This is a genomic window from Massilia sp. H6 (assembly GCF_024802625.1).
Classification (GTDB): domain Bacteria; phylum Pseudomonadota; class Gammaproteobacteria; order Burkholderiales; family Burkholderiaceae_D; genus Telluria.
This window is the reverse complement of the sequence record NZ_CP103371.1, coordinates 1,365,817-1,390,559: the sequence shown is the minus strand read 5'-3', so window position 1 is coordinate 1,390,559 and position 24,743 is coordinate 1,365,817. Positions and strand designations below refer to the sequence as shown.

The window sequence follows — 24,743 nt, the reverse complement described above, 5'->3', positions numbered from 1 at the left end:
CGGCATCATCGGCCCGTGCCCGGCAGGTCGACCGGCTCGACCGTGCCCGAACCGGTCACCCGCATTCTTACCACCTGCCCGCTCGTGGCGTTGCGCACCCGCACCATGGCGCCGCGGGCACCGGCGTCCAGTGCTTCTCCTCCCATGCTGATTTCGATGCCGTCGTGGCGCGCCATCATGACCACCTGGTCGCCACGCCTGACCAGGAGCGGCGCGGTGAGCGCCCCGGCGCGCAGCACCTCGCCGGCACGCAGGCTGCGCCGGCTGGTCTGGCCAATGGCCGCCTGCGGGTCGCCGACGGGGTCGGACACCGCGGTGACGTCGCGCCGCTCGAGCGTGATGTGCTCGTCGGACAGCAGCTCGTTGTTACGCAGTGGCATGGCAATCACCGCCACCACCGCCGTCACACGGGCCCGCACCACGAAGTCGTGGCGCCAGCCGCGCGGGTCTGGACAGCGCGCCACGAAGCGCATGCGCGCGTACTGGCGAGTGTCGAGCGCCTCGATCCGGACCGGTGCGGCACATGCCGGCGCGGGCCGCGCGCTGAGCACCTTGAGCTCGACTTGTGGCGCACTTAACCCGCTGGCGAGCAATTGTTTGTCAATTTGGTCACGGGCAGCTTGTTCTATCTGCAAGGAAATAGATTGAGCAGCCGCGGTTGTGGCGCATAAAAGACAAGATACAATGAACGTGGTTGCCCTACGGAAAGCAATCATTGTTAAATAGAGGGTGGAGAAAAGCCCATTCTACCGAAACAACCTGCAGGACACCGACAAAGGATCGATATGACGATTAATTTCAAGGAAGCTCTCGGGGTGCATGCCGACGCGCTGCAGCTGCGCGCACAACGTACCCGCGTGCTCGCCGCCAATATCGCCAACGAAAGCACGCCCGGCTACACCGCGCGCGACATCGACTTTGCCGCGAGCCTGCAGCAGCAGATCTCGCTTGAGGCCGGCGAGCCAACCCTCGACAGCGACACTACGCTGTACCGCGTGCCTTACTCCGCTAGCGCCGACGGCAACACGGTCGAAATCGGCGTCGAGCAGGCCGCGTTCTCGCAGAACGCTTCCGACTTCCAGACCAGCTTGACCTTCATCAACATGAAGTTGCGCGGCCTGAACAAAGCCATCACCGGCCAATAAACGGGGACTAAGACATGGGTTTCAAGGATATTTCTCAGATCGCCGGATCGGCCATGGCGGCCCAGACCGTGCGGCTGAACACGATTGCCAGCAACCTGGCCAATGCCAACGCCGTGTCGGGTTCCGAGGCCGAAGGCTACCGTGCGCGCAAGCCGGTGTTCGCTGCCGTCATGGGCGACGCGGGCGGCGCCAGCGTGCAGGTGCTGGACGTGGTCCAGTCGAGCGAGCCGCTGCGCAAGATGTACGAGCCGGACAACCCGGTGGCCGATGCCGACGGCATGGTCTACTACGCCAACGTCAACGAAGTGGCCGAGATGGCAGACATGATGTCCGCGTCGCGCGCTTTCGAGACCAATGTCGAGGTAATGGGCCGCATCAAGAACATGCAGCAGTCGCTGCTGCGCATGGGCGAGAGCTGATCATGGTCGCTTCCGCCAACAACGCCTTCGGTTTCTCCACCCCGAACACCAGCGCCGCCAGCGACAAGATCGCCACCAGCACTGCCAGCAGCGAGAACAAGGACATGTTCACCAAGCTGCTGGTGGCCCAGATCCGCAACCAGGACCCGCTGGCGCCGTCGGACCCGACCCAATTCGTGAACCAGCTCTCGCAGCTGTCGCAGACCGAGGCCCTGCAGCAGCTGGCCAAGAGCACCAGCGCCAGTGCCAACGTGCTGCAAAGCCTGCAGGTGATGGCGATGGGTGCCCAGGTCGGCAGCGAAGTGTCGGTCCAGACCGCACGCGTGCGTCTCGGCGACGACCGGATCAGCGGCAACATCCAGCTGGGCGGCGCCAGCAGCGCGACCGCGCTGGTGCTCACCGGCATCGACGGCCGCGCGCACCGCGTCAACCTGCCGTCGCATGGCGCCGGCGCCCTGGCCTTCACGCTGGACCCGGCTCAACTGGGCCTGGCCCCGGGCAATTACAGCATCAGTGCCGAGGCATCCGACGGCACCAGACCAGCGGTGGAAGTCAACGGCCGCCTCGACAGCGTCCGCATGTCGGCCACCGGCGGCATCCTGCTGCAAGTCGCCGGCATCGGCGAAGTCGATCCATCGGGCATCACCGGCTTTAACGGCAAGGGCAAGAGCCTGGCCGCCACGGATATCTAAAAGGAATTCACATGAGCTTCAATATCGCACTGTCGGGAATCCAGGCCATCAACGAGCAGCTCGAAGCGGTCTCGAACAACATCGCCAACGCCGGCACCTTCGGCTTCAAGAGCAGCCGCGCCAACTTCGCCTCGGTGTATGCCGGCGACCAGGCGAATGGCGTGGAGGTTGCGTCGCTGACCCAGAACATCGGCCAGAACGGCAGCCTGCAGAACACCGGCCGCGGCCTCGACGCCGCCATCCAGGGCCGCGGCTTCTTCAGCAGCCGCGACGCCCAGGGCGTGATGCAATACACCCGGGTCGGCATCTTCTCGGCCAACAAGGATGGCAACCTGGTCGACGCCGCCGGCCGCAACGTTCAGGGTTACGGCCCGACCGTCGGTGGCGTGCTCGGCGTAATGGGCGACATCAAGATCCCGACCGGCCAGATCGCGGCCAAGGCCAGCACCGGCGTCGCCTTCGTGGGCAACCTCGATTCGAAGTGGACCGTGCCGTCGCAGGCCACGTTCTCCCCGAACGATCCGAGCAGCTACAACATGGTCAAGCAATCGGTGGTCTACGATTCGCTGGGCGCGGCGCACACCGTGTCGCAATACTTCGTCAAGCAGGCCACGCCGAACAACACCGTGAGCGTGCAGTACACCTTCGACGGCGTCGCGGCCCCGGCCGGCAGCGCCACCACCCTGAGCTTCGACGCCGCCGGCCAGCTGCCGCCAGCCGGCAGCAAGAGCGGCACCCTGACCCTGACCCCGGCCGGCGGCGCGGCTCCGGTAACGTTTACGATCGACTACGCCGGCACCACCCAGTTCGCCGGCGAAGCCACCACCACCACCAACCGCAGCGACGGCTATGCCTCGGGCAGCTTCGTGGGCGTGCAACTGGCCGAAGACGGCTCGGTCGTGGCCAAGTACAGCAACGAACAGCAACAGGTGGTCGGTACCCTGGCGATCGCCACCTTCCCGGACGAAGGCAACCTGATCTCGACCAGCAACACCAGCTGGGTCGCCAACAATGCCTCGGGCGCCCCGCTGTACAGCACCCCGGGCATCGGCCTGGCTGGCCAGCTCTCGACCGGCACCCTGGAAGGCTCGAACGTGGACATCACCTCGGAACTCGTGGGCCTGATGACCTCGCAGCGGAACTACCAGGCCAATTCGAAGGTCATCACGACCGAGAACCAGATGATGCAAGCCCTGATGCAAGCGCTGTAACACTAGAGACACTCCGCCATGGACAAACTGATCTTCACCGCCGTCAGCGGCGCCGAGCGCACCCTGCGCGGGCAGCAGGTGCACGCCAACAACCTGGCCAACATCGAGACCGCGGGTTTTCGCGCCAATCTCGAAGTGGCCGCCACCCAGGCGCTGCGCGGCTCCGGGTACGACAGCCGCCACATGGCAAAGATGGAAGCCGATACGATCTCGACCCGCTCCGGCGCCGTGCGCGAGACCGGCCGTGCGCTCGACGTCGCCGTCAATGGCAACGGCTACCTGGCGGTGCAGTATGGCGAAGGTGAAGCCTATACCCGTGCCGGCGCGATCGACATCGACGCCAACGGCGCGCTGTCGGTGCACGGCCACCCGCTGATCGGCGAAGGCGGCCCGATCACGCTGCCGCCGCACCAGGCGGTCGAAATCGGCCTTGATGGCACCATCTCGGTGCTGACCGAAGGCGCGACCGCGATGCAGGCAATCGACAAACTGCGCCTGGTCAATGCCGAAGGCGCGGAACTGACCAAGAACGAAGCCGGCCTGATCGTGTCGCGCCGGGGCGATCCGCTCGAGGCCGACGCCAACGTCACCGTGCGCGGTGGCGCCCTCGAGGGCAGCAATGTCTCGGCGGTGGAAGAAATGGTCGCCGTGATGAGCCTGAACCGCAGCTTCGAGATCCAGATGAAGCTGTTCAAGGCCAGCGACAGCATGAATGAAGTGGGCAATAAACTCATTGGCGCCTGATTGGCGTTTCAGCAGCACCAGATAAGGGAGTACCCATGAATCCAGCAATGTGGATCAGCAAGACCGGCGTCCAGGCGCAAGATGCCAAGCTGCAGGCGATCGCCAACAACTTGGCCAACGTCAATACCGTCGGCTTCAAGCGCGACCGCGTCGTGTTCGAAGACCTGTTCTACCAGGTCGATGCCCAGCCGGGCGCGCAGAGCGCCGACAACACCGTGTCGAACGGCGTCCAGCTCGGCAACGGTACGCGCCTGGTCGGCACCCAGAAGATCTTCACCAACGGTAACCTGCAGACCACCAGCCAGCCGCTGGACGTGGCGATCTCGGGCGCCGGTTTCCTGCAGGTGCGCCGTCCCAACGGCGAGCCAGCCTTTACCCGCGCCGGCCAGCTGCAAGTTGATGCCAATGGCACCCTCACCAATGCCCAGGGCCTGGCCCTGGTGCCGCAGATCACCGTGCCACAGAATGCCACCGCCATCACCATCGGCGAAAACGGCATGGTCTCGGCCACCGTGGCCGGCAGCACGACCCCGACCGAACTGGGCCAGCTGACCCTGACCGGCTTCGTGAATCCGGCCGGCCTGCTGGCGCTGGGCGAGAACCTGTTCGGCGAAACCGCCGCCTCGGGTGCCGCCAACGAAGGCCGTCCTGGCGATGGCGCCCTCGGCAAGCTCAAACAGGGCGCGCTGGAAGGCTCGAACGTGCAGGTGGTCGAAGAAATGGTCGACATGATCGCGGCCCAGCGCACCTACGAGATGAACACCAAGGTGCTGTCGGCCGCCGACAACATGCTGCAATACCTGGCCCAGGCTGCCCGCTGATGAAAACCCTGAGCGCGGCGCTGTGCACCCTTCTTCTGGCTGGCTGCGCCTCCACGGCGCCACGCCAGGTCGCGCACGACATCGACGAGGTGCCGATGACGCGGACAGCCTCGCGCGGCGTCTCCGGCGGCGTATTCACGGGCGACACCGTGTCGCTGACCTCGGACAGCCGGGCCTACCGCGTAGGTGACGCGGTCACCGTGATCCTGCAGGAAACCACCCAGGCCAGCAAGCGCGCCGGCACCAGCTTCTCGAAGGGATCATCGGTATCGGTGGCGCCGATCGGCGCGCTGGGCAAAACCTTTGGCAAGACCGCGATCGACATGTCGGCCGACCGCAGTTTCGACGGCGACGCCACCAGCACCCAGCAAAACGCCCTGGCGGGCGCGCTGACCGTGATCGTCCAGGAAGTGTTGCCCAATGGCCTGCTGCGGGTGGCGGGCGAGAAAAACCTGATGCTGAACCAGGGCGAAGAATTCGTGCGCCTGAAAGGCTTCGTGCGCGCTGAAGACATCAACAACGACAACCAGATCTCGTCGCTGCGCGTGGCCAATGCCCGCATTGCCTATTCGGCCCGGGGCGCCCTGGCCGATGCCAACACGCCAGGCTGGCTGACCCGCTTCTTCAACAGCCCGTTGATGCCGTTCTAAAGAAGATATGATTCAAAATTCTCAGGTTGTCCGCAGTTTTCGTATCATGTTGTGCGCCGCCCTGCTCGCCGGCGCCGCCATGCCGGCCACTGCCGCCCAGGCATTGCGTAACCTGGTCAGCGTCGAAGGCGTGCGCGACAATCCGCTGGTTGGCTATGGCCTGGTGGTCGGCCTCAATGGCAGCGGCGATTCATCCCAGGTCAAGTATGCCGGCCAGTCGGTCGTCAACATGCTCAAGCAGTTCGGGGTGCGCCTGCCCGATGGCGTAGATGCCAGGAACAAGAACGTTGCCGCGGTCATGGTATCGGCTGTGTTTCCGCCAGGTTATCGCCGCGGGCAGGCGATCGACATTACCGTCTCGTCGCTGGGCGACGCCAAGAGCCTGCGCGGCGGCACCCTGCTGCTGACGCAATTGCGCGCGGCCGACAATGAAACGTATGCGCTGGCCCAGGGCAACCTGGTGGTCGGCGGCCTGAACGCGACCGGCGCGAGCGGTTCCTCGGTGACGGTCAACACGCCGACGACCGGCCGCATTCCCAACGGCGCCATGATCGAGCGCGAAATCCCCTCGGATTTCTCGACCCGTTCGCACCTGATGCTGCGCCTGCGCCAGCCGCATTTCGAGACCGCGACCAATGTCGTCAATGCGATCAACAAGCGCTACGGCGCCATCGCCACCACTGCCGATGGCACCAGTGTCGAAGTCATCGCTCCGAGCAACCCGACCGAGCGCGTGGCCTTCATGGCCAAGCTCAACAACCTGGTCATAGAATCGGGCATCGACGTGCCGAAGGTCGTGTTCAATTCGCGCACCGGCACCGTGGTGATCGCCGACGGCCTGCGCGTGAAAGCCGCAGCCGTCACCCACGGCTCGCTCAAGGTCATCATTTCCGAGCGCCTGAATGTGAGTCAGCCGGGCCCGCTGTCGCGCGGCCAGACCGCGGTCACCCCGGAATCGAAGCTGTCAGTAGACCAGGGCTCGGGCCAGATGTTCCGCTGGCCCGGTGGCGCCAAGCTGCAAACCATCATCGACGTGGTCAACAGCCTGGGCGCCTCGCCCGACGACATCATGGCGATCCTGCAGGCGCTGGACCAGGCCGGCGCAATCGAAGGCGAACTGGTGGTGATCTGATGCGCATCGATCCGACCCAGCTCCAGCAGGCAGCCCTGGCTGCCGAAGCCCCGGTGGCCGCGGCCGCCCAGCCAGCGGCCGACCCGGTTTATGTGGCCAAGGCTACCCAGGCCGCGATCGAATTCGAGCGCTTCTTCATCTCGCACATGCTCAAGGAAATGCGCGCCTCGACCAAGGCCATGGCCACCGAAGACAGCGTGTTCAACAACAAAGTCAATCAAGACATGCAAGACATGGCCGACGACCAGCTCGCCGCCAGCATGGCCGGCAAGCGCGCCTTCGGCATCGCCGACGCGATCCTGCGCCAGCTGGTGCCGGCCAGCACCCCAGTTGCCCGGACTGACGGCAAAACTTAATCGCAGGAAAATTTAACGCCGGGCAATAAATGGTCGCCTTGTTCAGGTGAACCCTGCTCCTGGAAAGAATCCGCACCATGGCCATCATCAACAACGCTTTGTCCGGCGCCCTCGCCGCCCAGGTCGCCCTATCCGCCAGCGGTCAGAACATCGCCAACCTGCAAACCAAGGGCTATACCCGCCAGTCGGCACTGCTGACCACGCTCGGCCCGGACGCCAGCCCTCGCTCGGCCGGCAACGGCGTGCAGGTCAGCTCGCTGCTGCGCTTTTCGGACAACTACAAGAGCCAGGCCATGTGGCGTGCAGCGGCCGACCTCGGCGCGCATTCGCAAACCCAGCCTTACCTGAGCCAGCTCGAGAACGTCATGGGCGACGAGACCGCCAGCCTGTCGGCCGGCATCGACCTGTTCTTTGGCGCCCTGAACGCGGTGGCCGGCGACCCGGGCTCGACCCCGCTGCGCCAGCAGGTACTGACCTCGGCCAACCTGATGGCCGAACGCTTCAACGGCCTCAATAACGTATTCAATGCCCAGCGCGAGTCGGTGCGCAACCAGCGCAGCGCGATTGTCGACTCGGCCAATGCCCAGATCGCGACAATTGCCAGCCTGAATCAGAAAATCAGCGAAGCCCAGGCAGGCAACGTGAGCGCATCGGCCATGATCGATGCGCGCGACCAGGCCATCGACAACCTGGCCAGCAAGATGGCGCTGGAAGTGTCGGACAATGGCGACGGCACGCGCAATATCTCGCTCAAGACCGGCCAGGCGCTGGTGTTGGGCAACCTGCACGGCACGCTCAAGGCCGAGGCGACGGTCAACTCGCCCCAGGAATTCTCGCTGAACTTCGCCGGCACCAAATATGGGCTCGAAGCCGCCAAGCTCGGCGGACAGCTCGGCGGCCTGGCCAAATATGAAACCGAGAAGCTGATCACGCTGCAGGGCGATATCGCCGCCATCGCCGAACAGCTCGCGACCAAGATCAACAGCCAGCTGGCGCAGGGCTTCAAGCCGACCACCCCCGCCGCCGCCGGTACTGCGCTGTTTGTCTACTCGCCTGGCGGCAATGCCGACATGCTCAAGCTCACGAGCGGCTTCGTCGCCGACGATCTCGCCTTCTCGAGCGACGGCACCCCGGGCGACACGGGCAACCTGCAGGCGCTGGTGGCGATCAAGGGCCAGAAGATCACGGCCGGCTCGATCGGCGACGTGCTGCTGTCCGACGCCGACACCCAGATCGTCGGCCGTCTTGGTGTCGACAGCCAGCTCAACAAGGCCGCGCTGAAAACCACCCAGACCGTGCGCACCCAGTCGATCGACGACTGGCAATCGACCAGCGGCGTGAACCAGGACGAAGAAGCCGTCAACCTCGTCGAATACCAGAACATGTACCAGGCGAACCTGAAAGTCATCGCCATCGCCAACCAGCTGTTCGACGCCACCCTGGCGATGATGGGCTAAAGGAACTTTCATGCGTATCGCAACCTCGCAATATCAATCGACGATGAACCAGTCGCTCCAGGCCAACCAGGAGCGCATCACGCACCTGACCCAGCAGATGGCGAGCAACAAACGCATCCTGGTGCCATCGGACGACCCGGTCGACAGCGTGCGCCTGGCGCGGCTGGCGCGCGAAGAAGCCACCGTGCAGCAATACCGCGACAACATCGGCTCGATCAAGATTCGCCTGACCAAGACCGAAGGTTATCTGAGCAATATGACCACGGAAATGATCAACGGCCGCGACCTGCTGGTCTGGGCCGCGGACGGCGGCAATGCGGCGCAAGACCTGAAAGCCATGGTCAGCCCGCTGGAAGCGCTGCGCGAAAGCCTGCTCTACAACGCCAATACGATCGACCACGAGGGCCGCTACGTGTTCTCGGGCACCTTGACCACGACCGCGCCGATCGCGTTCGACCCTGCTGCGGCCTCAGGTTCGCGCTACACGTATGCAGGCAATACCAATGCCCAGAACGTGGTGGTCGGCAATGGCATCACCCAGGCCGGCAACCAGGACCTGAAAGGCCTGGAAAAGCTCCTGAACCAGCTCGACCTGAGCATCGACGCCCTCAAGACGCCGGGCATTACGGCCAACGACCCGGCCCTGCGCACGACGCTGGCCAGCAGTCTCGGCGCCTTCGACGCCGCGCTCGACCTGGTTGGCGGCAAGATCGCCGCCCTCGGCGGCGCGCAAAACATCATGGCGACGCTCGACGCCAATCACGCCAATGTCAGCTTGTCGAATAAAATGGCGATTACCGATATCGGCGCACTCGACATCGGCGAGGCTGCCACCGCGCTCAACGGTTATTCGACCGCGCTGCAAGCCACCTACAAAGCGTATAGCCGCATCGGCACCCTGTCACTGTTCTCGGTCCTGTAAGCACTTATGGAAGCTGCCCTTCGCCCGGCCAACACGGCCGTCACTACTGCTACTGCGGCCACCGCGGCCACCGGCGCAAGCGCGCGCGCCAGCGCGATTCGTCCGGCCGATCCGGATAGCCGCGCGGTCACGCCGGTTGGGGCCAGCGCCGCCCCGCTCAAGCGCGGCATCAGCTGGAATACCCGGCTGCAAGGCGATGTCGCGCGCGCCCAACAAGCGATTGACTACCTGGAACGGGTTGCCGCCCAGCTAGAAGCCCTGAAAGCCGACCTGAGCGCCAAGATCTCGGGCCGCGGCGACCCGGCGCGCCAGATCGAGCAGCGCGCCCAGCAGCTTGCCAGCGCGTTGCAGGCACGCTCGAAAAACAGTGGCGGCGGCGTCGATGCCCAGCTCGAGTTCAGGGATGGCCAAGCAGCCATGACGCGCTTTCGCATCCGCGGCTTCGACCTGGCCGCCTTGCAATCGGCCGGCCCGCAGACCTATGCGTTTTCTGTCGGCAGCGCCGGCGGCCCGCAGCTGACCGCCACCATCGACGACGGCATGACGCCGCAAGAAATTGCCGGCCGCCTCGACCGGACCCTGTCCCCGGTTGGCGTGCGCGTCGCCCTCGACAACCAGCAACAGCTGGTATTCGGCGCGCCAGAGTCCGAGTGGGCCGGTATCAAAGAGGCGTTCGCCATTTCCGGTCGCGGCCGCGTCGACACTGCCGAAGATCCGCCTGTCATCGCGCCGGAGCAATGGGTTATCGGCAACCCCGACGCATTGCGCCAGAGCCTGCGCGAAGTCATGGCTGCCCTCGGCCGCGTGCGGCGCTCCCAGGATGCCGCCAGCGCCGCCCTGAGCGAAGCGATGGCCAGTACGCCGCAGCCGGCCATTCCGGAAGCCGCACTGGCAGTCATCTCGCAAGACTTCACCGCGTCCGCGGGTGGGCACGATTACCAGGCGCTGCTGGCGATTACCTCGGCGCTGGCGGGGGTCAGCCGCGATCGGGTACAAGCACTGCTAGGCTTGCGCTAGGCTTCTTCTCAGGCATGAAAAAAGCTCCCTGTCGGGAGCTTTTGTCTTTGGCGGCGGCCGTGCCTAAACCGCCTACCGCATTGGTCGCCGTACTTACTGCAGCAACGACATTACAAGCGAGGACATGCTGTTCGACTGCTTGAGCATGGCGGTACCGGCCTGCATCAGCATCTGGTTCGAGGTCATGCTGGCGCTTTCGGTGGCAAAGTCCACGTCCATGATCAAGCCGGTGGCAGCCTTGCTGTTGGTGCTGATATTCGACAGGTTGTTGTAGACATGCTCGAGACGGTTGGCGGTAGCGCCCAGCGTCGAGCGGATCGCACTGACGCTGTCGATGGCGCGTTCGATGTCGCCGATGCGCAGGTTAGCCGAGCCAGCAGCGGTCAGTTCGGTGCCGGTGCCGGCGATGGTCCCGCCATTGCCTGTGTATTTGGCGGTCACCGGAATGAAGGCCGTGTTCATCGCATCGATCTGGGGATACAGATCCATGCTCATGGTCTCCGAAGAACTCGCGCCAATCTGGAACGTGGCGACGTCGATGAACAGGCCGCGCATCGGGCCTGGCACGGAAATGTTGAACACGTTCTTGCCGCCGAAGCTGGTATTGCTGACGATATTGCCCATTTCCCTGGCAAGCGCATCGTATTCCGACTGCATGGCAGTCTTGTCGTCGCTGGTCGAAGACGCATCCGCGGCCTGGGTTGCCAGGTCTTTCATCCGGACCAGGACCCCACTCAATTCGTTCATTGCCCCTTCCGCCACTTGCAGCAAGGCGGTGCTGGCCTGGGTATTGCGCATGGCGACAGCCATCCCGCTGGTTTGCGATTTCAGGCGCGAGGCGATCTGCAGGCCGGCTGCGTCGTCCATGGCGGAATTGATGCGGTAGCCGGTCGACAGGCGCGTCATCGAGGTCGACAAGGCGCCCTGGGTGCGGGTGATCGACCCTTGTGCCGACAGCGCGGCGTGGTTGGTGTGCAGACTGAGCATGGCGATGTGTCGTAAGAATGATCGTTAAGGCATGTGCTACGTGCCATTACCGGAACAAGGCGACCAAGCGGCATCGAATATTAACCAAATGCAAGAAAAAAGCTAAAATTTTCTAGTCGAAAAAAAACCCGCTGCAGGCAGCGGGTTTTTTCATCAACCGTGGAAGGAATCAACCTTCGCGGTTTGCCTTCTTGCGCTCGTGCTCTTTCAGGAAGCGCTTGCGCAGGCGAATCGATTTCGGGGTGATCTCGACCAGTTCGTCGTCCTCGATGAACTCGACAGCGTACTCGAGCGACATCTGGATCGGCGGCACCAGGCGCACGGCTTCGTCGGTACCCGACGAACGCACGTTGGTCAGCTGCTTGCCCTTGATCGGGTTGACCACCAGGTCGTTGTCGCGCGAGTGGATGCCAATGACCATGCCTTCGTACACCGGGTCGTTATGCGAGACGAACATGCGGCCGCGGTCCTGCAGCTTCCAGATGGCGTAGGCAACGGCAGCGCCGTCGTCCTGCGAGATCAGCACGCCGTTACGGCGGCCGGCCATTTCACCCTTGGTGTTGTCCACTGGTGCGTACTCGTGGAACACGTGGCTCATCAGGCCGGTGCCGCGGGTCAGGGTCATGAATTCGCCCTGGAAGCCGATCAGGCCACGCGCCGGGATCAGGTACTCGAGACGCACGCGGCCCTTGCCATCCGATTCCATGTTCTGCAGGTCGCCACGGCGGCGGCCCAGTTCTTCCATCACGCCGCCCTGGTTGACTTCTTCGACGTCGACCGAAAGGCTTTCGAACGGCTCGTGGCGCACGCCATCGACCATCTTGAACACCACGCGTGGACGCGAGACGGCCAGCTCGAAGCCTTCGCGACGCATGTTTTCCAGCAGAATCGTCAGGTGCAGCTCGCCGCGGCCCGAGACTTCGAACACGGTGTCGTCGTCGGTTGGGGCAACGCGCAGGGCGACGTTGGCCTTGAGTTCGCGGTCCAGGCGCTCGCGCAGCTGGCGGCTGGTGACAAACTTGCCTTCGCGGCCGGCCAGTGGCGAATTGTTGACCATGAAGTTCATGGTCAGGGTCGGCTCGTCGACGGTCAGCATCGGCAGCGCTTCCGGGGTGTCCGGCGAGCAGATGGTCGAGCCGATGCCGATTTCGTCGATACCGTTGATCAGGCAGATGTCACCGGCGACGGCTTCGTCGACCAGCACGCGCTCGAGGCCCTTGAAGTTCAGCACCTGGTTGATGCGGCCCTTGATCGGGGTGCCGTCAGGACCGTTCATGACGATCACGTCCTGGCCGGTCTTGATGGTGCCGCGGTTGACGCGGCCGATGCCGATCTTGCCCACGTACGACGAATAGTCGAGCGAGGTGATCTGCATCTGCAGCGGACCTTCCGGATTGTCGTCGCGCACTGGCACGTGCTGCAGAATCGCGTCGAACAGCGGCTTCATGTCGCCCGAGCGCACGTCTTCGCTCAAACCGGCATAGCCGTTCAGGCCCGAGGCGTAGACGATCGGGAAGTCGAGCTGCTCATCGGTAGCGCCGAGCTTGTCGAACAGTTCAAAGGTCTGGTTGATTGCCCATTCGGCGCGCGCGCCTGGACGGTCGACCTTGTTGACGACGACGATAGGCTTGAGGCCCAGCGCCAGTGCCTTGCGGGTCACGAAGCGGGTCTGCGGCATCGGGCCTTCCTGGGCATCGACCAGCAGCAGCACCGAGTCGACCATCGACAGCACGCGCTCGACTTCGCCGCCGAAGTCGGCGTGGCCTGGGGTGTCGACGATGTTGATGTGCGTACCTTCGTACTCGACGGCGCAGTTCTTCGACAGAATCGTAATGCCGCGTTCTTTTTCGAGGTCGTTCGAGTCCATCACGCGGGTCTCTACGGCCTGGTTCTCGCGGAAGGTACCCGACTGGCGCAGCAGCATATCCACGAGGGTGGTCTTGCCGTGGTCGACGTGGGCGATGATTGCGATATTACGAATCGCGCGTTTGGTGTTTGACATGAATTTTCGAGAAGTTGCGTGTTGTACGAAAGTGTACGAGTGCTGCTGACGACTGTTGCTTGGGTGCTGCGAATGCGGTGTTGCAGATTACTGGAACCGACTAGTATAGCATGGTTAATCGCCTGCCGAACGGGCGCGGCGGACAAGTGCAGCAATTTCAATGGCTTGCCCGGTTCGATAGCCTGCTGCGGCGCCAGTTCAGCGCCGGTGCAGCGCCGGTGCAGCGCCTGCCCACGGCCACGAGGCAGGCCAATCCATCGACCCTAGGCGACAGTAGAGATGAGCCGCTCCGGCGCCAGGATCGCATACTCGCCCAGCTGCCCGGTACCCAGCAGGCGGCTGTCGTGATACACCCGCACCCTGCCCAGTTCCGCCGGCACGGCAATGTCTTCCTTGCCCAGCGCCAGGCGCTGGCCCTGCAGGAAGCGCTTGGCCAGCTCGGCCGTCAACGCCAGCGCCGGAAAGCTCGACAGCAGCGCGTCAGGCGGTTGCAGCAGCGACAGCGGATCGGGATGCGCCAGCAGCTCGTCGAGCGTGACCATGCCGGCCATCGTGAGCGCACCGACCTGCGTGCGGCGCAACGCATTGAGGTGGGCGCCGCAGCCGAGCGCGGCGCCGATGTCCTCGCCCAGCACCCGAACATAGGTGCCCTTGCTGCAAGTAACCGCTATCTTCAGGAAGGGCGCGCTGTACTCGATGAGCGTCAGGCTGTGGATGGTTACCGGGCGCGCGTCGCGCTCGAGCGTGATGCCTTCGCGCGCGTATTCGTACAAGGCCTTGCCGTCGCGCTTGAGCGCGGAATACATTGGCGGAACCTGAAGGATGGGGCCGCGAAAGCGCGCCAGCGCCGCTTCGATCTGCTCGGGCGTGACATCGACCTCGCGCTGTTCGATCACCTCGCCTTCGGTGTCGCCGGTGGTGGTCATGATGCCGAGGTGGACGCTCGCCTCGTAGCGCTTGTCCGATTCGAGCAAATCCTGCGAGAACTTGGTGGCTTCGCCAAAGCACAGCGGCAGCAAGCCGGTGGCGAACGGGTCGAGCGTGCCGGTGTGGCCAGCCTTCTTGGCGTTCAGGACACGCTTGGCCTTGATCAGGGCGTCGTTCGAGGACAGGCCGACCGGCTTGTCGAGCAGCAGCACGCCGTCGACAAGGTCGCGCGGCTTCTTGGCAGGACGCGCGCTCACTCGGATTCTGGCTTGCTGTCGGGATCGGCAGGCGCGCTGGCCGGCACCGGATCGGGCTCGGCATCGGCGGCGCGTACCGCATTGGCCTGGTCGATCAAGGCCGACATCGCCAGGCCACGGGTGGTCGAGGTGTCGTGCACGAAATGCAAGGCCGGAAGCGTATGGATGTGCAGGCGCTTGCCGAGCAGGTTGCGCAGGTAACCGCTCGAACGCGTCAAGCCCTCGAGGGTCATCTTGATGTCTTCCTTGCTGTCTTTGAGCAGGGTGAAGAACACCTTGGCGTGGGCGTAGTCGGGCGTCAGTTGCACTTCGCTGATCGTGACCATGCCCACGCGCGGATCCTTGAGTTCGTAGGCAATCAGTTCCGACAGGTCTTTCTGGATCTGGTCGGCGACGCGCAGGCCGCGCTGGGGGATGCTTTTGCTATGTTTTGCCATGATCTTGCTTTAAGTTGTTTTGGTCTGGTTGGCTCGACGGTAGCGGCGCATGTGCATGCCACCACACCCTGCCCCGGAGCAACAGGAGCGGGACCGCAACAAGCCCATCGTCCGCCCCCATAAAAACAAGGGCCAGTCCCCTGCGCGGCATTGCCGCGCAGCGTCCTGGCCCCATCGTACTACCAAGTGCGCAATTACAGCGTACGCGCCACTTCGGTCACTTCGAACACTTCGAGGACGTCACCGACTTCGATGTCGTTCATGTTCTTCAGCGACAGGCCGCACTCCAGCCCGGCGCGCACTTCCTTGGCATCGTCCTTGAAACGCTTGAGCGAATCGATCTCGCCAGTCCACAGCACGATGTTGTTGCGCAACAGGCGTACCGAAGACGAACGCTTGACCACGCCATCGGTCACCAGGCAACCCGCGATCGCGCCGACCTTCGACACCAGGATGACCTGGCGAATCTCGACCTGACCGGTGATGGTCTCGCGCTTTTCCGGAGCCAGCATGCCCGACAGTGCGGTGCGGATTTCGTCGATCGCATCGTAAATGATGCTGTAGTAACGGATGTCGACGCCGTTGGCTTCGGCCAGCTTGCGCGCCTGGGCATCGGCCCTGGCGTTGAAGCCGATGATGACCGCTTTCGAGGCAACCGCCAGGTTGACGTCGGACTCGGTGATGCCGCCGACCGCCGCATGGACAATCTGCACCCGCACTTCCGAGGTCGACAGCTTCTGCAGCGAGCCGACCAGCGCTTCTTGCGAACCCTGCACGTCGGTCTTGACGATCAGCGGCAGGTTCTTGACTTCGCCTTCGGCCATCTGGTCGAACATGTTCTCCAGCTTGGCGGCCTGTTGCTTGGCCAGCTTGACGTCGCGGAACTTACCTTGACGGAACAGGGCGATTTCACGCGCCTTGCGCTCGTCGGCCATGACCATCACTTCTTCACCGGCGCTCGGCACTTCGGTCAGGCCCTGGATCTCGACCGGGATCGATGGACCAGCGGAAGTGATCGTCTTGCCGTTTTCGTCGAGCATCGCACGGACGCGGCCGAACGAAGAACCAGCCAGCACGACGTCGCCGCGCTTGAGGGTACCGGACTGCACCAGGATCGTCGCGACCGGGCCCTTGCCCTTGTCCAAACGAGCTTCGACCACCAGGCCACGGGCCGGCGCTTCGGTCGGCGCCTTCAGTTCCAGCACTTCGGCCTGCAGCAGCACTTGTTCCAGCAGGTCGTCGATACCGGTACCCATCTTGGCCGAGACCGGCACGAATGGCGATTCGCCACCGTATTCTTCCGGCACCACGCCTTCGGCGACCAGTTCCTGCGTCACGCGGTCGGCGTTCGCACCCGGCTTGTCGATCTTGTTGATCGCCACCACCAGTGGTACACCAGCAGCTTTTGCGTGAGCAATTGCTTCTTTGGTCTGCGGCATCACGCCGTCGTCCGCCGCCACCACCAGGATGACGATGTCGGTAGCCTTGGCGCCACGGGCACGCATGGCGGTGAACGCCTCGTGGCCCGGGGTATCCAGGAAGGTGATCATGCCGCGCGGGGTATCCACGTGGTAGGCACCGATGTGCTGGGTAATACCGCCGGCTTCGCCCGATGCTACCTTGGCGCGGCGGATGTAATCGAGCAGCGAAGTCTTACCATGGTCGACGTGACCCATGACGGTGACCACCGGGGCGCGCCCCGTCGATTCGAACTCGGCGTGCTCGCCCTGGTCGGCCAGCAGCGCTTCCGGATCGTCCTCGGCGGCGGCAAATGCCTTGTGGCCCATTTCTTCCACGAGAATCATCGCGGTTTCCTGGTCCAGCACCTGGTTGATGGTGCACATCTGGCCCAGCTTCATCAGTTGCTTGATGACTTCCGATGCCTTCACGGCCATCTTGTGCGCCAGTTCGGCGACCGTGATGGTCTCCGGCACGTGGACGTCCTTGACGATCGCCTCGGTCGGCGCCTGGAAATTGGTTTCACGGTCATCGCCATGCGAACGGCGTCCGCCGCTGCGGCCACCGCTGCGCCAGCCGTCACGGCCAGTCGACGCAGGGGCGCCACGGCCCTTGCCGCCACCTGGCGCGCCACGCTTCTTGGCGTCATCCGACCAGGTCGACGACACATTGGCCGACTTGATCGACTTCTTGTCGGACGGCTTCTTGTCGTCGGCTTTCTTGACGTCGCCCGGCTTCTTCTCGCCAGCGGCAGGCTTGTGCAGCGTACCGGTCGCAGGCGCGACCACCGGCTTGGCGACCGGCTCCGGCGCCTTGATGACGCGGCGCGGCTGGCTCATCATGAGCTTGATCTGGGCGACTTCGTCGGCCACGGCCTTGCGCGCCTTTTCGGTCGCGGCGGCACGTTCGGCCGCTTCGCGCGCAGCTTCCTCGGAACGCTTCTTGGCTTCGGCAGCTGCGGCCTGGGCCTTGTCGTCGGCAGCGCCGCTTGCGGCGGTGGCCGCGGCAGCCGTTGCTGCAGCCTGGGCGGCAGCATTGCGCTTGGCCTGTTCGGCCGCTTCGCGCTTGGACTGTTCTTCGGCAACCTTGGCCTGGGCGGCTTCTTCGGCTTCGAGCTTGGCCAGGCGTTCCTGCTTTTCACGCAGGTCCGCTTCCTGGCGGGCGATCAGCTCGGTCTGGCGGCGCGCGTCTTCTTCGCGGCGTGCCAGCTCGGCTGCATCGATGACCGGTTCGGCTTCGACAATAGGGGCCGGCGCCGGGTCGTCGCGCTGCACGAAGGTGCGCTTCTTGCGTACTTCGACCTGGATGGTGCGCGACTTGCCGCTCGAGTCGGCCTGCTTGATCTCGGTCGTTTCCTTGCGGGTCACCGTGATCTTTTTCTTCTCGATCGGCTCCGTCGCGCCGTGTGTACGGCGCAGGTGGTTCAGCAGCTTGTCCTTATCATCCTTTGACAAGGGGTCTGACGTCGAACTTTTTTCGACGCCGGCCGAGCGCAGCTGCGTCAGCAGCAGGTCTGCAGGCATCTTCAGTTCGGTGGCAAATTGGGCTACGTTGTTACTCGCCATTCAGTCCTCTTTTCTATGTGTCGCGGAGATGATAAAGATTTGCAAATTACGCCTTGGCCGTTTCTGCCAGGCTCCAGGCTTTCGCCTGCAGCGCCTTGGCGCGGTCATCGTATTTACTGTCGACCAGCTTCATCTCATCGTCGGTCACATCATTAAATTCATTCTTGATCAGTTCACCGGCACGGTCCGACGACAGGGCCAGGATGGCGCCGAATTCGTCATAGGCCAATGCCGCAAATGCCTCTACCGTCTTGATGCCGGCCAGGCCAAGCTTGCCGGCGGTGCTACGGTCCATGCCTTCCAGCGTGACCAGCGCTTCTTCCATGCCTTCCAGCCCTTCTTCGGAAGCAATCGCTTCGGTCACGAGGGCGTCGCGGGCACGGGTGCGCAGTTCATTGACGGTATCTTCGTCGAACGAGTCGATTTCCAGCATCTCGGAAATTGGCACGTAGGCGATTTCTTCCAGGCTGGCAAAGCCCTCTTCCACCAGGATGTCGGCCACTTCCTGGTCGACATCGAGCTTGTCCATGAACAGCGTACGGATCGATGCTGTTTCCTGGGCCACCTTGTTGGCCGACTCTTCGGCCGTCATGATGTTGATTTTCCAGCCGGTCAATTCAGCCGCCAGGCGCACGTTCTGGCCCGAACGGCCAATCGCGATGGCCAGGTTTTCTTCGTCGACCACGACGTCCATCGCGTGCTTTTCTTCATCGACCATGATCGACGAGACATTGGCCGGAGCCAGGGCGCCGATCACGAATTGCGCCGGGTCGTCCGACCACAGCACGATGTCGACGCGCTCGCCGCCGAGTTCGCCGGTCACGGCCTGCACGCGCGAGCCGCGCATGCCGACACAGGTACCGATCGGATCGATGCGCTTGTCGCTGGTAAAGACCGCGATCTTGGCGCGCACGCCGGCGTCACGGGCAGCCGACTTGATCTGCAGGAGGCCTTGTTCGATTTCCGGCACTTCCAGTTCGAACAGCTTCATGATGAAGTCCGGCGCGGTACGCGACAGAATCACCTGCGGGCCGCGCATGTTGCGGTCGACGCGCAGGATGAAGGCACGCACACGGTCGCCGATACGCAGGTTTTCTTTCGGGATCATCTGGTCGCGCGGCAGGCGCGCCTCGATCTTGCCCGACTCGACGATGGCGTCGCCCCGTTCCATGCGCTTGATAGTGCCGGTGACCAGCGAATCGCCGCGCTCCAGGAAGTCTTGCAGGATCTGTTCGCGCTCGGCATCGCGCACGCGCTGCAGCACGACCTGCTTGGTGTCCTGGGCAAAGCGACGGCCGAACTCGACCGACTCGATCGGGTCTTCGATATATTCGTCGACTTCGATGTCCGGAATCTGCTCCAGGGCTTCGAAGTGCAGGATTTCCTGGTCGGGCAGCTGCAGGCCGGCTTCGTTGGGAACCACGTGCCAGCGGCGGAAGGTCTCGAATTCGCCGGTGTCGCGATCGATCGCCACGCGAATGTCGACCTCGCCTTCATAGCGTTTCTTGGTGGCCTGCGCGAGCGCGAACTCGAGCGCTCCGAAAACCACTTCTTGATCGACGTTCTTTTCGCGCGCAAGCGCATCCACCAGCAACAAAATTTCGCGACTCATGCTTTGCGACTCCTAAAATCCACCTGCGGCACCAAACGTGCCTTGTCCAATTCGGCCAGCGTAAATTCCAACAACGCTGCGCCATCTTTATTTTCAATTTCCAAACCGACTTTTTCGTTCTCGACGCCGCGCAGGATTCCGGTAAAGGTTTTCCGGTTCGCGGTGCCCGGCATCGCAACGCGCAGCTTGACCGTGCATTCGAGCCCGGCAAAGCGCGCAAAGTCGGCGAGCGTGCGCACCGGCCGGTCCAGGCCCGGCGACGAGATTTCCAGGCGCTCGTAATCCACATTCTCTACCGTGAACACGTGCGACAACTGGTGGCTGACCGTGGCACAGTCCTCGACCGTGATCGGCCCCTTCTCTTCCACGGCATCTGCCGGGAAATCGATATACACCCGCAAGATGCCGCGATCGCCGCGTTCGACGTCGACGAGTTCGTAGCCGAGGCCACTGACTGTTTTGGCGATTAAGTCAAACTGCTGCACGGCACTTCTCCAGGGTATGAAAACGATAGTCCAAACGATTTACCAAAAAAAAAATGGGCATCTGCCCATCTTTTTGTACTGCAACCCAACCAGATGAAAGCACTTGCACCACTCAAATAATGGGAAGAACTTCGATTAGGCTGCAGATTATACAGTCTTACTGCTTGTCTCGCAATCGCCCCACCGCAAAATGACTTACAAACAACAGTTGGCAGGGTGACCATAACTGGGCTTGCGTGGCATTCTACGGCATTGCGATTCGGCGCGCCCGCGCAGCACTGCCATTTTCATGGCGAACGGGCGCCTTTGCCGCGTCAGCCGCGTCAGCCGCGACGGCCGCGGCGCGGCAAGCCGTGCTCGGAACCGCGCGGACCCTGGCCGCCGCGCCGGCCGCCGCCCGTGCCGGCGAAGCCGAACGTGGTCTGCAGCGGATCGGGCTGCTTCGGACGGCCGCTTGGACGCTGCTGGGCAGCACCAAAGCTGCCCGGCTTGGCGCTACCCTGTCCGCCCGCCTTGGGACCACCCTTGCCGCCTTGCGTACGGCCGCCCGGCATGCCGCCTTGCGGACCCTGCGCACGAGCGCTGCCCACGCGCGCGGCCTGTGGGCCATACGGATCGACGTTGCGGTTGGCGTCGACCCGGTCGATCCGGTTACCGTCGCTGCGGCGCGCATCGTCACCACGGGCGCCGGCCTGCGGCTTGCCGCCACGGCCCTTGCCCTGCTCGGCAGCAGCACCCTTCTTCTCGACGCCGAACGCGGTCATCAGCGAGCGCACATCGTTTTCTTCCAGTTCTTCCCAGCGGCCGCGCTTGAGGGCAGTCGGCAGGGTCATGGCGCCGTAGCGGGTACGGATCAGGCGCGACACGGTCAGGCCGACCGCCTCGAACATGCGCCGCACTTCGCGGTTGCGGCCTTCGCCGATCACCACCCGGTACCACTTGTTGATGCCTTCGCCGCCGCCGTCCTGGACCTTCGAGAACGAGGCCATACCGTCGTCGAGCTCGACGCCGCTCAGGAGCTTCTGGCGCATGCCTTCTTCGAGTTCGCCCAAGGTGCGCACCGCGTATTCGCGGTCGATGTTATAGCGCGGGTGCATCAGCCGGTTGGCAAGGTCGCCCGAGGTCGTAAACAACAGCAGGCCTTCGGTATTGAAGTCGAGGCGGCCCACGGCCAGCCACTTGCCGGCCTTCATGGTCGGCAGGCGATCGAACACCGATGGACGGCCTTCCGGATCGTCATGGCTGACAATCTCGCCGGCCGGCTTGTGATACACCAGCACGCGCGGCGGCTTGCTGGTATTGACGCGGCGATGGATCTGCTTGCCGTTGATGCGCACGGCATCGGTCGGCAAGATGCGCTGGCCGATGTGGGCCGGCTCGCCGTTCACCGACACGCGGCCGGCAACGATCAGGTCTTCCATGTCGCGGCGCGAGCCCAGGCCGGCCTCGGCCAGGACCTTGTGCAGCTTCGGCGCATCGTCATCCGAAGTCAGGTCGCGCCGCACCGCCTTGGCAGGCGCGTTACCGCGGCCCCCTTCGCTCGAATCGAAATCGTCCGACGTGACGAACGAGAACACGGCATCGGCTTCGTTGGCCGGCTTGCCGCCCCTGCCCTGCGGGCGACCTTGAGCCTTGCCTTGTGGCTTGCCCTGGCGACCGGCCGCCTGCTGGCCCTGCTGGCCGCGCTGGCCCTCGCGCTGGCCCGGTTTCTGGCCGTTGCGGCCGCGCCCTTCGCGCTGCCCGCCAACTGGCGCCCCCTCGCCCTCGGCCGGCGCGCCGGCGCTGGCATCAGCGTCCGCCACCGCGCCTGCTTCAGTTACCGGCGCCTGGTCCATCTGGCGCGCTTCGCGCTCCTGGCGCTTGGCGCGCATCTGGCGCGGACCGCGTGGCTTGCGCTGCTCGGCGCCCTGGACCGCATCGCCCTCCGGGCTGGAGGCCGAAGGCGCCGCAGGCGCATCGACTACAGGCTGGGCCTCGGCCTTGGCGGCCCGGGCGGCACGCGCCCTGGGCGGCTTGGTTGCCGGCTTGGGCGCGGCCGCATCGGCTGCATCGCCCGCGGCGGCGGCGCCGTCGGCAACGGCGGCCTTGCGGGTGCGCTTGGGCTTGACGGCCGCTTCCGGCGCGCCTGCCGCAGCATCGAGTGTTGCGGCAGCCGGCTTGCGGGCGCGTTTCGGCTTGGCGGCGGCGTCAGCGCCGTCGGCAGGGATGACTTGGTTCGGTTCAGTTGGATTCATCATTCGACTCTTTATTGTGCTGACCTGGCCCAGCGGCTGCCGCCGTCTCGCGGTCAAAATTCGGGACTTCGACAGGCGCCGCCTCTATCGGCGCGCCGGTCTCCGTGTCTGTCTCGGTAAGTGCTTGGTCGGCGTCCGCTCGCGCTGGCGCCTTGTCAAAATTGTCGTTCAGCGCCGCTTCCAGCGCTTCCAGGCTACGGCTATCCGGTCCATCCGCAACCGCCTGCAGCGGCGGCAATTGCGACAGCGAAGCCAGGCCCAGGTCATCCAGGAACTGCTTGGTGGTGCCCAGCAACGCGGGGCGCCCCACCACCTCGCGGTAGCCGAGCACATCGATCCAGCCACGGTCTTCCAGCATCTTGACCGTCTGCGAATTGACCGCGACACCGCGGATTTCCTCGATGTCGCCGCGCGTGACCGGCTGGCGGTAGGCAATGATCGCCAGTGTTTCCAGCGTGGCGCGCGAATACTTCGGCGGCTTCTCGGGCGCGAGGCGCTCGAGATAAGGCTTCATTTCGGGCCGGCTCTGGAAACGCCAGCCGGATGCCAGGCTGACGATTTCGATGCCGCGCCCCTGCCAGTCCTGGCGCAGTTCTTCCAGCAAAATCTTGATCGTGTCGGTTCCGACGCCGGCATTGAGCTGGCGACCGCCCGCATCGACTTCTGCGAACAGTTTTTTCATGCCGTGCAGTGTCATGGGCTCGCGCGCACACAGCAGGGCGGTCTCGAGGACCCGCTTGGCCTCGTCAGTGTTCATGTCGCGGTATCGTCACGCTTCGGGATGCAAGAATTCAAAAAATGGGCGCCAATCCGGGGTGCAAATCCGGATGCCAGCCGCAATGCCGACCGGCCGCGGTGCTAAGCTACTGCGCAAAAAAAACTGGAATCCGGGGCCCGGGCTCGGATGCGCCGGGCTGATCAAAGTGGCAGGCTCGCTGCCCACCACGGCTGCCCGCGTGCCAGGCGGACCGATCGCTGTTGGTCTTTCGGACGGAACCGCACTCGCACATTACTGGAGCAGAGCGGGAAGGCAAGGCTTCCGGGCCCGCGATACGAGCAAACTGGGCGAGTGAACTACAACGTATCCGACAATTGGCGGTCATTGTACCCGATAAATCCAGCGCGTGGACAAGCCCCCGGCAAGGCGCCGTGGCAGGCAGGTCTTATTTGCTCGAAGCCGACAGTTTTTCCGACAAAATCGACGACACACCAAGAAACGCCGGATAGTCGGCGGTGATCACATAGGTTGGAATGGCCGCCATATAGCTGCTGAAGCGGCCGCGCTGCTCGAAGCGGCGGCGGAACGACGAGGCCAGGAAGCGCTCGCCCAGGCGCGGCACGATGCCGCCGCCGATATACACGCCGCCCTGGGCGCCAAGGGTAATGGCCAGGTTGCCGGCGGCGGTACCGAGCATGCCGCAGAAGGTTTCCAGCACTTCGTCGCAGAGCGTGCACTCTCCGGCCAGGGCGCGGCGCGAGATCTCCGGCGCAGCCAGGCTCTCGACCGCGCGGCCGGCCTGGTCGCACAGCGCGCGGTAGATCAATTCCACGCCCGCGCCCGATAGCAGCCGCTCGCTCGAGACATGCTCGAACTCGCGCCAGGCAAATTGCAAGATGGCGACTTCGCGCTCGTTCACTGGCGAGAAGCTCACATGCCCTCCTTCGCTGCGCAGCGCCGTCCAGTGGGCCGCGAGCGGAATCAGTCCCGAGACACCCAGGCCGGTACCGGCGCCGAGCAGGCCGAGCGGCGCATCGGCGACCGGGGCGCCGCCGCCGACCTGCAGCTTTTGCCCGTCCAGATGTGGCAGCGAGCGCGCCAGCGCGGAAAAATCGTTCACCACCAGCAGCGTGTCGAGACCGCACTCCTGGCGCAGCGCCTCGATCGAAAACGCCCAATGGTGGTTGGTCATGCGCACCTGGTCACCCACCACCGGGTTGGCAATGGCAATGGCCGCGTGGCCGATGCCCCCATGCAGGGCCGCCACCTGCGGCAGCGCCAGGTAGGCGCGTAGCGCATCACCGAGCGTAGCATGGTCATTGCAGGACAGCACCTCGATCGCCGCGAAGCGGCCCGGCGCAGGCTCCAGCGCGAAACGGGCGTTGGTGCCGCCGATATCGGCGAGCAGGCGCACGCCGCCCGCATGGGCAGGCGTTGTTGAGGCAAGGTGGGAAGAGAAATCGGTCATTGCAATAAATCAAAAGGCGATGACCAA

At 64.1% G+C, this 24,743-nt stretch carries 23 protein-coding genes; 12 read left to right on the top strand and 11 right to left on the bottom strand.

All coding sequences use genetic code 11. The features are described 5' to 3' along the window. Positions 1-5 precede the first annotated feature (5 nt). Positions 6-593: a flagellar basal body P-ring formation chaperone FlgA gene (gene flgA / locus NRS07_RS06155; protein ID WP_259211842.1), complete on the bottom strand. Its 588-nt coding sequence runs from the start codon at positions 591-593 to the stop codon at positions 6-8. Between the two features lie 192 nt (positions 594-785). On the opposite strand from flgA, the gene flgB reads away from it, so the two are divergent. From flgB to NRS07_RS06095, 12 genes are all read left to right on the top strand, one after another. Then, positions 786-1,145 (top strand): flagellar basal body rod protein FlgB, encoded by a 360-nt coding sequence (gene flgB, locus NRS07_RS06150; protein WP_259211841.1) that lies wholly within the window; start codon positions 786-788, stop codon positions 1,143-1,145. Between the two features lie 14 nt (positions 1,146-1,159). Continuing rightward, on the top strand, positions 1,160-1,564 hold the full coding sequence (gene flgC, locus NRS07_RS06145; RefSeq protein ID WP_259211840.1) for a flagellar basal body rod protein FlgC: 405 nt from the start codon (positions 1,160-1,162) through the stop codon (positions 1,562-1,564). A gap of 2 nt (positions 1,565-1,566) precedes the next feature. Further along, positions 1,567-2,256: a flagellar hook capping FlgD N-terminal domain-containing protein gene (locus tag NRS07_RS06140; RefSeq protein WP_259211839.1), complete on the top strand. Its 690-nt coding sequence runs from the start codon at positions 1,567-1,569 to the stop codon at positions 2,254-2,256. Positions 2,257-2,267: 11 nt separating this feature from the next. Next, complete coding sequence (locus NRS07_RS06135) at positions 2,268-3,467, top strand: flagellar hook protein FlgE (RefSeq protein ID WP_259211838.1); 1,200 nt, start codon at positions 2,268-2,270, stop codon at positions 3,465-3,467. Between the two features lie 18 nt (positions 3,468-3,485). After that, positions 3,486-4,211 carry a flagellar basal body rod protein FlgF gene (locus tag NRS07_RS06130; RefSeq protein ID WP_259211837.1) on the top strand — a complete coding sequence of 242 codons (726 nt, stop codon included), beginning with the start codon at positions 3,486-3,488 and terminating at the stop codon, positions 4,209-4,211. A gap of 35 nt (positions 4,212-4,246) precedes the next feature. After that, positions 4,247-5,032 (top strand): flagellar basal-body rod protein FlgG, encoded by a 786-nt coding sequence (gene flgG, locus NRS07_RS06125; RefSeq protein WP_259211836.1) that lies wholly within the window; start codon positions 4,247-4,249, stop codon positions 5,030-5,032. Beyond that, positions 5,032-5,682 carry a flagellar basal body L-ring protein FlgH gene (flgH, locus tag NRS07_RS06120; protein WP_259211834.1) on the top strand — a complete coding sequence of 217 codons (651 nt, stop codon included), beginning with the start codon at positions 5,032-5,034 and terminating at the stop codon, positions 5,680-5,682. The genes flgG and flgH overlap by 1 nt, the downstream gene beginning before the upstream one ends. Positions 5,683-5,689: 7 nt before the next feature. Continuing rightward, a complete protein-coding gene (locus NRS07_RS06115; protein ID WP_259211833.1) occupies positions 5,690-6,814 on the top strand; it encodes a flagellar basal body P-ring protein FlgI in 1,125 nt (374 codons plus the stop codon). Beyond that, positions 6,814-7,170 carry a rod-binding protein gene (locus tag NRS07_RS06110; RefSeq protein ID WP_259211832.1) on the top strand — a complete coding sequence of 119 codons (357 nt, stop codon included), beginning with the start codon at positions 6,814-6,816 and terminating at the stop codon, positions 7,168-7,170. The genes NRS07_RS06115 and NRS07_RS06110 overlap by 1 nt, the downstream gene beginning before the upstream one ends. A gap of 77 nt (positions 7,171-7,247) precedes the next feature. Then, positions 7,248-8,627, top strand: a complete 1,380-nt coding sequence (gene flgK, locus NRS07_RS06105; protein ID WP_259211831.1) for a flagellar hook-associated protein FlgK — start codon at positions 7,248-7,250, stop codon at positions 8,625-8,627. A 10-nt stretch (positions 8,628-8,637) separates the two neighbouring features. After that, on the top strand, positions 8,638-9,549 hold the full coding sequence (flgL, locus tag NRS07_RS06100; protein WP_259211830.1) for a flagellar hook-associated protein FlgL: 912 nt from the start codon (positions 8,638-8,640) through the stop codon (positions 9,547-9,549). 6 nt (positions 9,550-9,555) lie between these two features. Next, complete coding sequence (locus tag NRS07_RS06095; protein ID WP_259211829.1) at positions 9,556-10,566, top strand: hypothetical protein; 1,011 nt, start codon at positions 9,556-9,558, stop codon at positions 10,564-10,566. 93 nt (positions 10,567-10,659) lie between these two features. Here the strand turns inward: NRS07_RS06095 and NRS07_RS06090 are convergent, their stop codons facing one another. The 10 genes from NRS07_RS06090 to NRS07_RS06045 form a co-directional block, all read right to left on the bottom strand. Continuing rightward, complete coding sequence (locus NRS07_RS06090) at positions 10,660-11,553, bottom strand: flagellin (protein WP_259211828.1); 894 nt, start codon at positions 11,551-11,553, stop codon at positions 10,660-10,662. A 169-nt stretch (positions 11,554-11,722) separates the two neighbouring features. After that, on the bottom strand, positions 11,723-13,555 hold the full coding sequence (gene typA / locus NRS07_RS06085; protein ID WP_259211827.1) for a translational GTPase TypA: 1,833 nt from the start codon (positions 13,553-13,555) through the stop codon (positions 11,723-11,725). 263 nt (positions 13,556-13,818) lie between these two features. Further along, on the bottom strand, positions 13,819-14,739 hold the full coding sequence (truB, locus tag NRS07_RS06080; protein ID WP_259211826.1) for a tRNA pseudouridine(55) synthase TruB: 921 nt from the start codon (positions 14,737-14,739) through the stop codon (positions 13,819-13,821). After that, positions 14,736-15,176, bottom strand: a complete 441-nt coding sequence (gene rbfA / locus NRS07_RS06075; protein ID WP_259211825.1) for a 30S ribosome-binding factor RbfA — start codon at positions 15,174-15,176, stop codon at positions 14,736-14,738. Before rbfA ends, truB begins: the two co-directional genes overlap by 4 nt. A gap of 194 nt (positions 15,177-15,370) precedes the next feature. Further along, positions 15,371-18,199, bottom strand: a complete 2,829-nt coding sequence (gene infB, locus NRS07_RS06070; protein WP_259211824.1) for a translation initiation factor IF-2 — start codon at positions 18,197-18,199, stop codon at positions 15,371-15,373. A 46-nt stretch (positions 18,200-18,245) separates the two neighbouring features. Then, on the bottom strand, positions 18,246-19,811 hold the full coding sequence (nusA, locus tag NRS07_RS06065; protein ID WP_259211823.1) for a transcription termination factor NusA: 1,566 nt from the start codon (positions 19,809-19,811) through the stop codon (positions 18,246-18,248). Next, positions 19,808-20,296 carry a ribosome maturation factor RimP gene (rimP, locus tag NRS07_RS06060; protein WP_259211822.1) on the bottom strand — a complete coding sequence of 163 codons (489 nt, stop codon included), beginning with the start codon at positions 20,294-20,296 and terminating at the stop codon, positions 19,808-19,810. Before rimP ends, nusA begins: the two co-directional genes overlap by 4 nt. A gap of 323 nt (positions 20,297-20,619) precedes the next feature. Continuing rightward, positions 20,620-22,530, bottom strand: coding sequence for a 23S rRNA pseudouridine(2605) synthase RluB (gene rluB / locus NRS07_RS06055; RefSeq protein WP_259213036.1), 1,911 nt, complete (start codon positions 22,528-22,530; stop codon positions 20,620-20,622). Beyond that, entirely contained in the window at positions 22,517-23,287 is a 771-nt protein-coding gene (scpB, locus tag NRS07_RS06050) for an SMC-Scp complex subunit ScpB (protein WP_259211820.1), read from the bottom strand. The genes rluB and scpB overlap by 14 nt, the downstream gene beginning before the upstream one ends. Positions 23,288-23,693: 406 nt before the next feature. Beyond that, on the bottom strand, positions 23,694-24,716 hold the full coding sequence (locus NRS07_RS06045; protein WP_259211819.1) for a glucokinase: 1,023 nt from the start codon (positions 24,714-24,716) through the stop codon (positions 23,694-23,696). Positions 24,717-24,743 lie beyond the last annotated feature (27 nt).